A 13,739-nucleotide genomic window follows, 5' to 3' on the forward strand; every position below is an offset into this window, starting at 1 on the left:
CGAGGGTGGACGGAGCCGGTGACGGGGTCAGGAGGTGGGGGCGGGTGCCTTGGACGGGGGTGTCGGCGCCGCCCTGCGTCCGGCCCTCGCGAGGGACATCTGCCGGGCGAGCCGGGGGCCGAGCACGGAGAGCACGAGCAGGACGCCGGTGACGACGATCTGCGACTGGGCGGAGACGTCCTTGAGGCTCATCACGTTCTGCAGCGCGCCGAGCAGGAACACGCCCGCGACCGCCCCGCCGAGGGTGCCCTTGCCGCCGTCGAAGTCGATGCCGCCCAGCAGCACGGCGGCGACGACGGAGAGTTCCAGGCCGGTGGCGTTGTCGTAGCGGGCGCTGGCGTAGTGCAGGGCCCAGAAGACGCCGGTGAGGGCCGACATCAGGCCGGTCAGCGTGAACAGGATCAGCTTCTGCCGCTTGACCCGGATGCCGGCGAAGCGCGCGGCCTCCTCGCTGGCCCCGATGGCGAACAGCGAGCGGCCGAACGGCATGGCGTGCAGGGCCACCACGGCGACGGCCAGCAGCACCAGGAACGGCAGGAAGGCGTACGGGACGAAGGTGCCGTCGATGCGTCCGGCCGCGAAGTCCAGGTACTGCGAGGGGAAGTCGGTCACCGCGTCGGAGCCGAGCACGATCTGCGCGATGCCCCGGTAAGCGGCCATGGTGCCGATGGTGACGGCGAGGGAGGGCAGCCCGAGCCGGGTCACCAGCAGGCCGTTGACCAGGCCGCAGACCACGCCGAGCAGCAGGCAGATCGGGATGATCGTCTCGATGGTCATGCCCTGGTTCCACAGGGCGCCCATCACCGCGCCGGACAGGCCCGCGGTGGAGGCGACGGACAGGTCGATCTCGCCGGAGACGACCAGCAGGGTCATCGGCAGGGCGATGAGCGCGATCGGCAGGGTGTTGCCGATCAGGAAGGACAGGTTCAGGGCGTTGCCGAAGCCGTCGACGAAGCCGAAGGAGAGCAGCAGGACGACCACGAGGAGGGCGCCGACGACGGTGTCCCAGCGGATGGCGCGCGTGAGAGAACTGTCAGCCATGGCGGGCGTTCCTCTTCTTCAGGGCGTTGGCCACGCGCAGCGCGACGATCCGGTCGACGGCGATGGCGAGGATGAGCAGGATGCCGTTGATGGCCAGCACCCACACGGAGCTGACGCCGAGGGCGGGCAGCACGCTGTTGATGGAGGTCAGCAGCAGTGCGCCGAGTGCGGCGCCGTAGACGCTGCCGGAGCCGCCGGTGAAGACGACGCCGCCGACGACCACGGCGCTGACGACGGTCAGTTCGTAGCCGTTGCCGGTGCCTGAGTCGACGTTGCCGAAGCGGGCTAGGTACAGGGCACCGGCGAGTCCGGCGAGGGCGCCGCAGAAGGTGTAGGCGGCGAGGATCCGCTTGCGGACGGGGATGCCGGCCAGCCGGGCGGCCTCGGGGTTGGAGCCGAGCGCGTACAGCTCGCGGCCGCTGCCGAAGTGCTTGAGGTAGTACGCCGTGGCGACGAGCACCGCCAGGGCGATCATGGCCAGCCAGGGCACGGCGGAGATGCCGCCGGAGCCGAAGTCGACGAATCCGCCGGGCAGGTCGGCCGCGGTGATCTGCCGGGAGCCGACCCAGATGGAGTCGATGCCGCGGATGATGTAGAGGGTGCCCAGGGTGACGACCAGGGCGGGCACCTGGCCGAGGCTGACCAGCAGGCCGTTGAGGAGGCCGAAGCCGACGCCCATGAGCACCGCGAGCAGCACCGCCACGACGGGGTTGCCGCCGCCCTGGAGGTAGGTGCCGGCGGCGAAGGCGCTGATGCCGAGGGTGGAGCCGACGGACAGGTCGACGTTGCGGGTGATGACCACCAGGGACTGCCCGGTGGCGACCAGGACCAGGATGGTCGCGTTCAGCAGCAGGTCCTTGATGCCCTGTTCGGACAGGAACTCGCTGTTGCCGGCCTGGGTGAGGGCGATCATCACCAGGAAGACCAGCAGGATGGCCAGTTCGCGCATCTTGAAGATGCGGTCCACCAGCCGGGTGGCACCGGCCCCCGGCACCTCGGCCGGGGGGGCCTTCTCGGGTGCGGTGACCGTCATGCGGCGGCCCTCCCCGTGGCTGCGGCCATCACGGTCTCCTCGGTGGCGTCGGTGCGGGGTATCTCTGCGGTCAGGCGTCCCTCGTGCATCACCAGGACGCGGTCGGCCATGCCGAGGACCTCGGGCAGGTCGGAGGAGATCATCAGGACGGCCACGCCGTCGGCGGCGAGCTGCGAGAGGAGCCGGTGCACCTCGGCCTTGGTGCCGACGTCGATGCCGCGGGTGGGTTCGTCGACGATCAGCACCTTGGGGCCGGTGGCCAGCCACTTGGCGAGGACGACCTTCTGCTGGTTGCCGCCCGAGAGGGTGGCGACGGTGTCGGCGATGCGGGCGTACTTGACCTGGAGCTTGACGGCCCAGTCGAGGGAGCGGCTGCGTTCGGCGCCGCGGTCCATGAGCCCGCCCTTCACGGTCGTGCGCAGGCCGGTGAGGCCGATGTTGCGTTCGATGGACATGTCCATCACCAGGCCCTGGGCACGGCGGTCCTCGGGCACGAGGGCGAGACCGGCGGCCATCGCGGTGGAGGGGGCGCCGTTGACGAGCGGCTTGCCGTCCACCTCGACCTCCCCGGCGTCCCAGCGGTCGACGCCGAAGACGGCGCGGGCGACCTCGGTGCGTCCGGCGCCGACCAGTCCGGCCAGCGCGACGATCTCACCGCGCCGCACCTCGAAGGAGACGTCGGTGAAGACGCCCTCGCGGGTCAGCCTGCGCACGCTGAGGGCCGTCTCGCCGGGGGTGACTTCCTGCTTGGGGTACAGCTCGTCGAGGTCGCGGCCGACCATGCGGCGCACCAGGTCGTCCTCGGTCATGCCCTCCAGGGGCTCGCTGGCGATCCAGGCGCCGTCGCGCAGGGTGGTGACCCGCTTGCAGATGCGGAAGATCTCCTCCAGGCGGTGGGAGATGAACAGCACCGCGGCGCCCTGGTCGCGCAGGGTGCGCACCACGCCGAAGAGCCGGGCCACCTCGCTGCCGGTGAGGGCGGCGGTCGGCTCGTCCATGATCAGGACACGGGCGTCGAAGGAGAGCGCCTTGGCGATCTCGACGATCTGCTGGTCCGCGATGGACAGGCCGCGCGCGGGCCGGTCGGGGTCGAGTTCGACGCCGAGGCGCAGCATCAGTTCGGCGGTGGCGGCGCGGGTGGCCTTGTGGTCGATGCGGCCGAGGGCGCGCCGCGGCCGGCGGCCCATGAAGATGTTCTCGGCGATCGACAGATCGGGGAAGAGGGTGGGCTCCTGGTAGATCACGGCGATGCCGGCGTCGCGGGCGTCGCCGGGGCCGTGGAAGACGACCGGCGCGCCGTCGAGCAGCACCTGGCCGGCGTCCGGCCGGTGCACTCCGGCCAGCGTTTTGATGAGGGTCGACTTCCCGGCGCCGTTCTCGCCGGCGAGGGCGTGCACCTCGCCGGGGAACAGCTCCAGGGAGACGTCCCTGAGCGCACGGACCGCGCCGAAGGACTTGGAGACGTCCCTGAGCGCCAGAACCGGGGCCGTACCCGTGTCGGACGGGTGGGTCATTGGGGGCTCCTCGACGACGCCGGCGGGACGGCCCTCACGGCGTCGTGAAAGGTTTCAACTAGGTTGCCGGGGACGTTAGGCAGCGAGGGTATGTCACGTCAATGGTTCCGGGTCGAAAAACTTTCGATAGCCGAAGGTCACGACGGAGTCACGAACAGCCGGACTGGCCGGAAGGGTTGACACCCCTCCTGGCGGCTCATAGCTTCACGTTCTGAATCGTTTCATAGATGGCCGTGCTCACCGCAGGCCACGACCCGATGCCACAGGAGCCCCGAAGTGACCGAGCTCGCCGCGGTGAAGGCCGCGCTCAAGACCCAGGCCGTCGAGACGCCGTCGTGGGCGTACGGCAACTCGGGCACCCGCTTCAAGGTGTTCGCCCAGGCCGGTGTCCCGCGCGACCCGTTCGAGAAACTGGACGACGCGGCGAAGGTGCACGAGTTCACCGGCGTGGCCCCGACGGTGGCCCTGCACATCCCGTGGGACCGGGTCGACGACTACGCCGCGCTGGCCGCGCACGCCGAGAAGCGGGGTGTACGGATCGGCGCGATCAATTCCAACACCTTCCAGGACGACGCCTACAAGCTGGGCAGCGTCTGCCACCCGGACCCGGCGGTGCGCCGCAAGGCCGTCGACCACCTGCTGGAGTGCGTCGACATCATGGACGCCACCGGGTCGCACGACCTGAAGCTGTGGTTCGCCGACGGCACCAACTACCCCGGCCAGGACGACGTCCGCTCCCGTCAGGACCGGCTGGCCGAGGGCCTGGCCGAGGTGTACGAGCGGCTCGGCGAGGGGCAGCGGATGCTCCTGGAGTACAAGCTCTTCGAGCCGGCGTTCTACACGACGGACGTGCCGGACTGGGGCACGGCGTACGCGCACTGCCTGAAGCTGGGTGAGAAGGCGCAGGTCGTGGTCGACACGGGGCACCACGCGCCGGGCACGAACATCGAGTTCATCGTGGCGACGCTGCTGCGGGAGGGGAAGCTCGGCGGGTTCGACTTCAACTCGCGTTTCTACGCCGACGACGACCTGATGGTGGGCGCCGCCGACCCGTTCCAGCTGTTCCGCATCATGTACGAGGTGGTGCGCGGGGACGGGTTCACCTCCGACGTCGCGTTCATGCTCGACCAGTGCCACAACATCGAGGCGAAGATCCCGGCCATCATCCGGTCGGTGATGAACGTGCAGGAGGCGACGGCGAAGGCGCTGCTGGTCGACGGTCCGGCACTGGCCGCTGCGCAGGCCGCGGGGGACGTGCTGGAGGCCAACGCGGTGTTGATGGACGCGTACAACACGGATGTGCGGCCGCTTCTTCGGGAGGTGCGGGAGGAAATGGGCCTGGAGCCCGAACCCCTCAAGGCGTATCGCTCCTGCGGGTGGGCGGAGAAGGTTGTCGCCGAGCGGGTCGGTGGGCAGCAGGCCGGGTGGGGGGCGTAGGCGTCTGCCGGGTTTCCGTTGTTCGCGGGCTGCGGGTCGTTCGTGGTTGATCGCGCAGTTCCCCGCGCCCCTGAAGGGGCGCACTTCCTCCCCTCCGATCGAAAAGGCACCGTCATGACATCTCACCCTGAAGCCGCCGCCCTCCTCGCCCGTTCGCATCGGCTCGGTGCCGATCCGCGCAACACCAACTACGCCGGTGGCAACGCCTCCGCCAAGGGCACCGGAACCGACCCCGTCACCGGGGGGGAGGTGGAGCTGATGTGGGTCAAGGGGTCCGGCGGGGACCTCGGGACGCTCACCGAGGCGGGGCTCGCCGTGCTGCGGCTGGACCGGATGCGGGCGCTCAAGGGCGTCTACCCGGGCGTCGAGCGCGAGGACGAGATGGTCGCCGCGTTCGACTACTGCCTGCACGGCAAGGGCGGCGCCGCGCCCTCGATCGACACGGCGATGCACGGGCTGGTCGAGGCCGCCCACGTGGACCATCTGCACCCGGACTCCGGGATCGCGCTGGCCTGCGCGGCGGACGGCGAGAAGCTGACCGCCGAGTGCTTCGGCGACACCGTGGTGTGGGTGCCGTGGCGGCGGCCCGGTTTCCAGCTCGGGCTGGACATCGCGGCCGTGAAGGAGGCCAACCCGCAGGCGATCGGCTGTGTGCTCGGCGGGCACGGCATCACCGCGTGGGGCGACACCTCCGAGGAGTGCGAGCGCAACTCGCTGCACATCATCCGCACCGCCGAGGCCTTCCTGGCCGGGCGCGGCAAGGCCGAGCCGTTCGGCCCGGTGATCGAGGGGTATGCGGCGCTGCCCGAGGCCGACCGGCGGGAGCGGGCGGCCGCACTGGCGCCGTACGTGCGCGGTCTGGCCTCCCAGGACCGGCCGCAGGTCGGGCACTTCACCGACGCGGACGTGGTCCTCGACTTCCTCGCGCGGGCCGAGCACCCCCGGCTCGCCGCGCTCGGCACCTCCTGCCCGGACCACTTCCTGCGCACGAAGGTGCGTCCGCTGGTCCTCGACGTGGCGCCCTCTGCGCCGCTGGACGAGGCCGTCGCCCGGCTCAAGGAGCTGCACGCGGCCTACCGCGAGGAGTACGCCGCCTACTACGAGCGGCACGCCGAGCCCGGCTCCCCCGCCATGCGCGGCGCCGACCCGGCGATCGTGCTGGTGCCGGGTGTGGGCATGTTCAGCTTCGGCAAGGACAAGCAGACCGCCCGGGTGGCCGGCGAGTTCTACGTCAACGCGATCAACGTGATGCGCGGGGCGGAGGCGGTGTCGACGTACGCGCCGATCGAGGAGTCGGAGAAGTTCCGGATCGAGTACTGGGCGCTGGAGGAGGCCAAGCTCCGGCGGATGCCGAAGCCGAAGCCGCTGGCCACCCGGGTCGCCCTGGTCACGGGTGCGGGCAGCGGGATCGGGAAGGCGATCGCGCGCCGGCTGGTCAACGAGGGCGCCTGTGTGGTCGTGGCCGACCTGAACGCCGAGAACGCGGCCGCGGTCGCCGCGGAGCTGGGCGGGGACGACAAGGCCGTCGCCGTGACCGTCGACGTCACCTCCGAGGAACAGATCGCCGGGGCGTTCGAGGCGGCCGTGCTCGCCTTCGGCGGGGTGGACCTGGTGGTCAACAACGCGGGCATCTCCATTTCCAAGCCGCTGCTGGAGACCTCCGCGAAGGACTGGGACCTCCAGCACGACATCATGGCCCGCGGCTCCTTCCTCGTCTCGCGCGAGGCCGCCCGGGTGATGACCGCGCAGGAACTGGGCGGCGACATCGTGTACATCGCCTCGAAGAACGCCGTGTTCGCCGGCCCCAACAACATCGCCTACTCCGCCACCAAGGCCGACCAGGCCCACCAGGTGCGCCTCCTCGCCGCCGAGCTGGGCGAGCACGGCATCCGGGTCAACGGCGTCAACCCGGACGGTGTGGTGCGCGGTTCCGGCATCTTCGCGGGCGGCTGGGGTGCCCAGCGCGCGGCGGTGTACGGGGTGCCGGAGGAGAAGCTGGGCGAGTTCTACGCGCAGCGGACGCTGCTCAAGCGGGAGGTGCTGCCCGAGCACGTCGCGAACGCCGTGTTCGCGCTGACCGGCGGCGACCTGACCCACACCACCGGCCTGCACGTCCCGGTCGACGCCGGCGTCGCTGCCGCGTTCCTGCGGTGAGCGGCGCCGTCGACGCCAAGGCGTACGCCGCGGTCGACCTCGGCGCGTCCAGCGGGCGCGTCATGGTCGGCCGCGTGGGCGCCGACCGGCTGGACCTGACCGAGGCGCACCGCTTCCCCAACCGGCCGGTCCGTACGCCCGACGGACTGCGCTGGGACGTCCTCGCGCTGTACGCCGGTGTGCTGGACGGGCTGCGGGCGGCGGGTCCGGTGGACTCGGTCGGCGTGGACAGCTGGGCCGTCGACCACGGCCTGCTGGACGCGGACGGGGCGCTGCTCGGCAACCCCGTGCACTACCGCGACGCCCGCACCGAGGGGGTCGCGGAGCGGGTGTGGGCCACGCTGCCCGCCGCGGAGCTGTACGCGGCCACGGGGTTGCAGTACGCGCCCTTCAACACCCTGTACCAGCTGCTCGCCGCCCGGGGCACGGCCCAGTTCGCGGCGGCCCGGCGGCTGTTGCTGATCCCGGACCTGCTGACGTACTGGCTGACCGGGGAGCAGGGCACGGAGCTGACCAACGCCTCCACCACCCAGCTGATCGACCCCCGCACCCGGGACTGGTCGCGGGAGGTGGCGGACCGGCTGGGGATCGACCTCGGCCTGTTCGCGCCGCTGCGCCGGCCCGGGGACGCGGCGGGGCTGCTGCGCCCCGAGGTGCTGGAGGAGACGGGGCTGGCCGGACCGGTACCGGTGACGGCGGTCGGTTCGCACGACACCGCCTCCGCGGTGGCCGCCGTACCGGCCTCGGACGAGCGGTTCGCCTACATCTGCACCGGCACCTGGTCGCTGGCCGGCCTCGAACTGCCCGCCCCGGTGCTGACGGAGGAGAGCCGGGCCGCCAACTTCACCAATGAACTCGGCCTGGACGGCACCGTCCGCTACCTGCGCAACATCATGGGTCTGTGGCTGCTCCAGGAGTGCGTACGGGCCTGGGGCGAGCCGGATCTGGGTGAGTTGCTGCGCGCGGCGGCGCGGGTACCGGCGCTGCGGTCGGTGGTGGACGCGGGTGACGCGGCGTTCCTGGCGCCGGGGCGGATGCCGGAGCGGATCGCCGAGGCGTGCCGCGCCTCGGGGCAGCCGGTGCCCCGGACACCCGCCGAGGTGACCCGGTGCATCCTGGACTCGCTGGCGCTGGCCCACCGCGCGGCCGTCGAGGAGGCGCAGCGGCTCGCCGGGCATCCGGTCGACGTCGTGCACGTGGTCGGCGGCGGCACCCGCAACGCGCTGCTGTGCCAGCTGACCGCCGACGCCTGCGGGCTGCCGGTGGTGGCGGGGCCGACGGAGGCCGCCGCGCTCGGCAACGTCCTGGTGCAGGCCCGCGCCCACGGCCTGGTCGGCGACCTCGCCGGGATGCGCCGGCTGGTGGCCCGTACCCAGCCGCCGGCCCGGTACGAACCGCGCGGCGGCACGGCCCGCTGGCGGGCGGCCGGGGCCCGACTCGCCGACCGCTGAACCGGGTCTCCCGCGTGCCCGGTCGGCCGACTAGCCTGCATCCATCATTCATCCGATGATCGAAACGAGGAGCCGCGATGCGTGTCGCCCTGTTTCTGACCTGCGTCAACGACACGCTCTATCCGGACACCGGCCGTGCCGTGGTGCGGCTGCTCACCAGACTCGGCGTCGAGGTCGACTTCCCGATGGCCCAGACGTGTTGCGGGCAGGCGCACTACAACACCGGGTACCGGCACGAGGCCGAGCCGCTGGCCCGGCACTTCGCCGAGGTGTTCGCGGACTACGACGCGATCGTGACGCCCTCGGGCTCCTGCGGCGCGATGGTGCGGGAGCTGTACCCGCGGATGGGTGAGCGGGCCCGGGCGGAGGGACGCGGGGACACGCTCGCGGCCGTGCTGGCGCCGGTGGTGCCGAAGACGTACGAGCTGACGGAGTTCCTCGTCGACGTGCTCGGGGTGACCGACGTGGGGGCGTACTACCCGCACACGGTGACCTACCACCCGACCTGCCACGGCCTGCGGAGCCTGGGCCTGGGCGACCGGCCGCGGCGGCTGCTGGCGGCGGTGAAGGGGCTGGAGCTGGTGGAGCTGCCGGGCGCCGAGGAGTGCTGCGGGTTCGGCGGCACCTTCGCCGTGAAGAACTCGGACGTGTCGGCGGCGATGGGCGCGGACAAGGTGCGCAACGCCGAGTCGACCGGCGCGGACGTGCTGTGCGCGGCCGACAACTCCTGTCTGATGCACATCGGCGGCACCATGACGCGGCTGCGCACGGGCATGCGTCCGGTGCACATCGCGGAGATCCTGGCGAGCACCGAGGAGGCGGTGGCGGTATGAGCGGGACGTTCGTCGGAATGCCGGCCTTTCCGCGGGCGGCGCGGGAGGCGGTGGGCAACACGACGCTGCGCGGCAATCTGCGCCACGCCACCCACACCATCCGGGACAAGCGGGCCCGCGCGGTCGCCGAACTGGACGACTGGGCGGCGCTGCGCGAGGCCGGGAAGCAGATCAAGGACCACACCCTGCGCCATCTGGACCGGTACCTGGTGCAGGTGGAGGAGGCGGTCACCGCGGCCGGCGGGACGGTGCACTGGGCCGCCGACGCCGACGAGGCCAACGACATCGTCGCCCGCCTGGTCGAGGAGACCGGCGAGTCGGAGGTCGTCAAGGTCAAGTCGATGGCGACACAGGAGATCGGCCTCAACGAGGCGCTCCAGGCCCGGGGCATCCACGCCTACGAGACCGATCTCGCCGAGTTGATCGTGCAGTTGGGCAAGGACCGGCCCTCGCACATCCTGGTGCCCGCCATCCACCGCAACCGCGGCGAGATCCGCGACATCTTCCGCTCCGAGATGGGCGAGTGGGGCCGTCCCGCGCCCGAGAACCTGACGGACACGCCCGCCGAACTCGCGGAGGCGGCCCGGCTGCACCTGCGGGAGAAGTTCCTGCGGGCGAAGGTCGGCATCTCCGGCGCCAACTTCGTGGTCGCCGAGACCGGCACGCTGGTGGTCGTGGAGTCGGAGGGCAACGGGCGGATGTGCCTGACCCTGCCGGAGACACTGATCTCGGTCGTCGGCATCGAGAAGATCGTGCCGCGGTGGCAGGACCTGGAGGTGTTCCTGCAGACCCTCCCCCGCTCCTCGACGGCCGAGCGCATGAACCCGTACACGTCCATGTGGACCGGCACCACCGACGAGGACGGCCCGCGCACCTTCCACCTGGTCCTGCTGGACAACGGCCGCACCGACACCCTCGCCGACGAGGTCGGCCGCCAGGCGCTGCGCTGCATCCGCTGCTCGGCCTGCCTGAACGTGTGCCCGGTGTACGAGCGGGCGGGCGGGCACGCCTACGGCTCCGTGTACCCGGGCCCGATCGGCGCGATCCTCAGCCCGCAACTGCGGGGCACCGGCAGCGAGATCGACGCCTCGCTGCCGTACGCGTCCTCGCTGTGCGGCGCCTGTTACGAGGTGTGCCCGGTCGCCATCGACATCCCCGAGGTGCTGGTGCACCTGCGGGAGCGGGTGGTGCAGGGCGGGCCGGCCGTCCGCGGCGGCAACCGGGTGGTGCTGAGGCCCGCCAAGGGGCATGCCGCCGAGCGGGCGGCGATGCGGGCGGCGCAGTGGGCGTTCACGCGTCCGGGCGCGCTGCGGACCGGGCAGCGGCTGGCCTCGCGCACCCGCCGTCTGCATCCGCGCACGCTGCCCGGTCCCGGCCGGGCGTGGAGCGGCACCCGGGACCTGCCGGCGGTGCCCGCGGAGCCGTTCCGGGACTGGTGGCAGCGCACGCACGGCGGGAAGGGCGGAGCGAAGTGAGCAGCAGGGAACGCATCCTGGGCCGGGTGCGGCGGGCGCTTGCGGACGTGCCGGCCGACGCGCGGCCCTACGAGGAGGCTGTCGCGCGGGAGTATCTGCGCGAGCACGGGCAGCGGTCCGTCGGGGAGACGGTGGACCTGCTCGCCGAGAACCTGGCGGACTACCGGGCGATCGTGCACCGCACGGACGAGGAGGAACTGCCGCTGCTCATCATGCGGCTGCTCGCCCAGCGCGGCCCACAGTACGTCCTGGTGCCGCCGAGCCTGCCGCCCGAGTGGATGTCGGCCGCCGATCCGACGCGGGTGCACGACCGGGCGGTGAGCACGCCGCACGAGCTGGACCGGGTGGAGAGCGTCGTGACCGGCTGCGCCGTGGCCGTCGCCGAGACCGGCACGATCGTCCTGGACGGCTCCCCCGACCAGGGGCGGCGGCGCATCACCCTGATCCCGGACCACCACATCTGCGTCGTGCGGGTGCCCGACCAGGTCGTGTCCTCGGTGCCCGAGGCGCTCGAACGCCTCGACCCGGCCCGCCCGTTGACGTGGATCTCCGGTCCGTCCGCGACCAGTGACATCGAGTTGGACCGCGTCGAGGGGGTGCACGGCCCGCGCACCCTGGAGGTGGTGCTGCTGAGCGGCTCGTAGCGCTGCCGGGGTGTCGCTGAATACACCCCCCGATACGGGCTCTGCACCCAGTGTGGTCGGGCCCCGCGCTCCGTAGCGTCTTCCACGAGGCACCGCACAGGGCGTGCCACACGGAAGGTGATCACGATGTTTCGCTCCGGCACACGAGGCAATCACGACCCGGGCCCCGCCTCGGAGGCGCTCCGGCTCGTCAAGGTCACCCGGACGTACGGTGCGGCAGGGAACGCCGTGACCGCCCTGGACGGGGTGACGCTGAGCCTGGGACGCGGCACGTTCACCGCGGTGATGGGGCCGTCCGGTTCCGGCAAGTCCACGCTGCTGCAGTGCGCGGCGGGTCTCGACCGGCCGGACAGCGGCATCGTCTGCGTGGACGGCAAGGAGCTGACGGGTGGCGGTGAGGCGGAACTGACCAAGTTCCGGCGCGGCCGGGTCGGGTTCGTCTTCCAGCAGTACAACCTGCTGGAGACGTTGACCGTCGCCCAGAACACGGTGCTGCCCCTCAAGCTGGCCGGGCGGCGGGTCGACCGGAAGAGGGCGCGGGAGGTCCTGGCGTCGGTCGGTCTAGGGGACCGGCTCGGCCACCGCCCCGCCCAGCTCTCCGGCGGCCAGTGCCAGCGGGTGGCGATCGCGCGGGCGCTGGTCACCGAACCACGGGTGATCTTCGCGGACGAGCCGACGGGCGCCCTGGACACGCGCAGTGCCCGGCAGGTGCTGCTGCTACTCCGGGAAGCGGTGCGGGTGCACGGGCGGACCGTGGTGATGGTGACGCACGACCCGGTCGCGGCCTCGTACGCCGACTCGGTGGTCTTCCTCGCCGACGGCCGACTGGCGGGGCGCATGGACGCACCGACCCCGGACGCGGTCGCGGAGCGCCTCGCGCACCTGGGCGACGACGTGCCGGCGGGGGTGTGAGCGATGTTCGTACTGGCTCTCCGGTCGATCCGGCGCCGTCCCGGGCGGTTCCTGGCGACGCTGCTGTCCGCCTTCCTGGGGGCGGCGGTCATCATGACGTTCAACTCGATGCACGACACGGCCGCGCAGGACGGCGTCGACCCGGTGAGTTCCGAGACGCTGGGCACGGCGGCGGGGGTCGTCGGCGGCTACGGGAGTCTGCTGGTGTTCTTCGCGGTGGCCTCGACGCTGACGGTCAACGTGCGTCAGCGCACCGCCGAGCTGGAGCTGCTGCGCTGCTCGGGGGCGACCCCGGCACAGATCAAGCGGATGGTCGTGGGTGAGGCGGTGGCCGTGGCGCTGGCGGGCGCGGCGCTGGCGATCGGCCCGGCGATGCTCGGCGGACGGGTGCTGCTGGACCTGTTCCAGGACAGCGGCCAGGTGGCGCGGTCGGTGGAGTACGCCTTCGGCCCCGTCGCGCTGGGGAGCGGTGTGGCCCTCACCCTGCTGGCGTCCGCGGGCGCCGCGTTCCTGGCCGTACGGCGGCTGAGCCGGGGCCGCCGGGAGCGGGCCGGGGCGAAGCGGTTCCTGGCCTGTGCGGCGCTGGTCACCGGGGCCGCGGGGACCTGCTCCACCTTCCTGTTCTCCGCGACGGACGAGGCGCTGATGGCGGCGCCGGCCAACGGGACCATCCTGCTGTCCGCCGGTTTCGCGCTGCTGTCGCCGCGGCTGTTGAAGGGCGTACTGAACCGGCTGCCGCTGAGCGGTGCCAGCGGCTGGCTGGCCGTGCGCAACCTGCGCGAGCGCACGGCCCATCTGGCCGGGATCCTCGTGTCGCTGATCATGTTCACCGCCGTGTCGACGGCGACGGTCACGATGCAGGCGGTGGAGAGCGACGCGGTGAAGGCCTCCGGGCTGGTCAAGTCGGTCGACGCCAAGAACCTGGAGACGCTGAACCTCACGGTGGTCGGCATCATCGCGGTGTTCGTCTGCGTGATGCTGGTCAACTCGCTGTACGCGGCGACGACGTACCGTGCGCGGGAGTTCGGCCAGCAGCGGCTGGCCGGGGCGACGCCGCGGCAGGTGATGGGCGTGGTGGCCGCCGAGGGCGTGATCCTCACGGTCACGGGGGTGTTCTTCGGCACGGTGGCCGCGCTGGCCGGTGTGGTGCCGTTCACGGTGGTGCGCACCGACGCGGTGCTGCCGGACCAGTTCCTCGGGGTGTGGCTCGCGATGGTCTCGGTCGCGGCGGCGGTGACGCTGGGG

General features: G+C 72.1%; 11 protein-coding genes. 8 read left to right on the forward strand and 3 right to left on the reverse strand.

What is annotated here, in order from left to right; all coding sequences use genetic code 11:
• Positions 1-27 precede the first annotated feature (27 nt).
• The 3 genes from K7854_RS30545 to K7854_RS30555 are packed head-to-tail and all read right to left on the reverse strand — an operon-like array spanning position 28 to position 3,588.
• Positions 28-1,041 (reverse strand): ABC transporter permease, encoded by a 1,014-nt coding sequence (locus K7854_RS30545; protein ID WP_226029785.1) that lies wholly within the window; start codon positions 1,039-1,041, stop codon positions 28-30.
• Entirely contained in the window at positions 1,034-2,074 is a 1,041-nt protein-coding gene (locus K7854_RS30550) for an ABC transporter permease (RefSeq protein WP_226029786.1), read from the reverse strand. Before K7854_RS30550 ends, K7854_RS30545 begins: the two co-directional genes overlap by 8 nt.
• On the reverse strand, positions 2,071-3,588 hold the full coding sequence (locus tag K7854_RS30555; protein ID WP_226029787.1) for a sugar ABC transporter ATP-binding protein: 1,518 nt from the start codon (positions 3,586-3,588) through the stop codon (positions 2,071-2,073). Before K7854_RS30555 ends, K7854_RS30550 begins: the two co-directional genes overlap by 4 nt.
• A gap of 276 nt (positions 3,589-3,864) precedes the next feature.
• On the opposite strand from K7854_RS30555, the gene rhaI reads away from it, so the two are divergent.
• The 8 genes from rhaI to K7854_RS30595 all read left to right on the forward strand — a co-directional run.
• Positions 3,865-5,025, forward strand: a complete 1,161-nt coding sequence (gene rhaI, locus K7854_RS30560) for an L-rhamnose isomerase (protein WP_226029788.1) — start codon at positions 3,865-3,867, stop codon at positions 5,023-5,025.
• A 114-nt stretch (positions 5,026-5,139) separates the two neighbouring features.
• Positions 5,140-7,179, forward strand: a complete 2,040-nt coding sequence (locus K7854_RS30565) for a bifunctional aldolase/short-chain dehydrogenase (RefSeq protein ID WP_226029789.1) — start codon at positions 5,140-5,142, stop codon at positions 7,177-7,179.
• Positions 7,180-7,241: 62 nt separating this feature from the next.
• Positions 7,242-8,630, forward strand: coding sequence for a rhamnulokinase (locus K7854_RS30570; protein ID WP_226029796.1), 1,389 nt, complete (start codon positions 7,242-7,244; stop codon positions 8,628-8,630).
• 77 nt (positions 8,631-8,707) lie between these two features.
• Positions 8,708-9,463 carry a (Fe-S)-binding protein gene (locus K7854_RS30575; RefSeq protein WP_226029790.1) on the forward strand — a complete coding sequence of 252 codons (756 nt, stop codon included), beginning with the start codon at positions 8,708-8,710 and terminating at the stop codon, positions 9,461-9,463.
• The gene (locus tag K7854_RS30580) at positions 9,460-10,938 is read left to right on the forward strand and encodes a LutB/LldF family L-lactate oxidation iron-sulfur protein (RefSeq protein WP_226029791.1); all 1,479 of its coding nucleotides are present in this window, start codon (positions 9,460-9,462) and stop codon (positions 10,936-10,938) included. Before K7854_RS30575 ends, K7854_RS30580 begins: the two co-directional genes overlap by 4 nt.
• Positions 10,935-11,582 (forward strand): LutC/YkgG family protein, encoded by a 648-nt coding sequence (locus K7854_RS30585; RefSeq protein ID WP_226029792.1) that lies wholly within the window; start codon positions 10,935-10,937, stop codon positions 11,580-11,582. The genes K7854_RS30580 and K7854_RS30585 overlap by 4 nt, the downstream gene beginning before the upstream one ends.
• A gap of 126 nt (positions 11,583-11,708) precedes the next feature.
• Positions 11,709-12,494 (forward strand): ABC transporter ATP-binding protein, encoded by a 786-nt coding sequence (locus K7854_RS30590; protein ID WP_226029793.1) that lies wholly within the window; start codon positions 11,709-11,711, stop codon positions 12,492-12,494.
• Between the two features lie 3 nt (positions 12,495-12,497).
• Positions 12,498-13,739: FtsX-like permease family protein (locus K7854_RS30595; RefSeq protein WP_226029794.1), on the forward strand; the 1,242-nt coding region annotated here is incomplete at its 3' end.

The organism is Streptomyces hyderabadensis, from assembly GCF_020404845.1.
Classification (GTDB): domain Bacteria; phylum Actinomycetota; class Actinomycetes; order Streptomycetales; family Streptomycetaceae; genus Streptomyces; species Streptomyces hyderabadensis.

Excerpts from the sequence above, each read along its gene's own strand:
- K7854_RS30545 (WP_226029785.1), bottom strand. The coding sequence starts at position 1,041 with ATGGCTGACAGTTCTCTCACGCGCGCCATCCGCTGGGACACCGTCGTC.
- K7854_RS30550 (WP_226029786.1), bottom strand. The coding sequence starts at position 2,074 with ATGACGGTCACCGCACCCGAGAAGGCCCCCCCGGCCGAGGTGCCGGGG.
- K7854_RS30555 (WP_226029787.1), bottom strand. The coding sequence starts at position 3,588 with ATGACCCACCCGTCCGACACGGGTACGGCCCCGGTTCTGGCGCTCAGG.
- K7854_RS30565 (WP_226029789.1), top strand. The coding sequence starts at position 5,140 with ATGACATCTCACCCTGAAGCCGCCGCCCTCCTCGCCCGTTCGCATCGG.
- K7854_RS30570 (WP_226029796.1), top strand. The coding sequence starts at position 7,242 with ATGGTCGGCCGCGTGGGCGCCGACCGGCTGGACCTGACCGAGGCGCAC.
- K7854_RS30575 (WP_226029790.1), top strand. The coding sequence starts at position 8,708 with ATGCGTGTCGCCCTGTTTCTGACCTGCGTCAACGACACGCTCTATCCG.
- K7854_RS30580 (WP_226029791.1), top strand. The coding sequence starts at position 9,460 with ATGAGCGGGACGTTCGTCGGAATGCCGGCCTTTCCGCGGGCGGCGCGG.
- K7854_RS30590 (WP_226029793.1), top strand. The coding sequence starts at position 11,709 with ATGTTTCGCTCCGGCACACGAGGCAATCACGACCCGGGCCCCGCCTCG.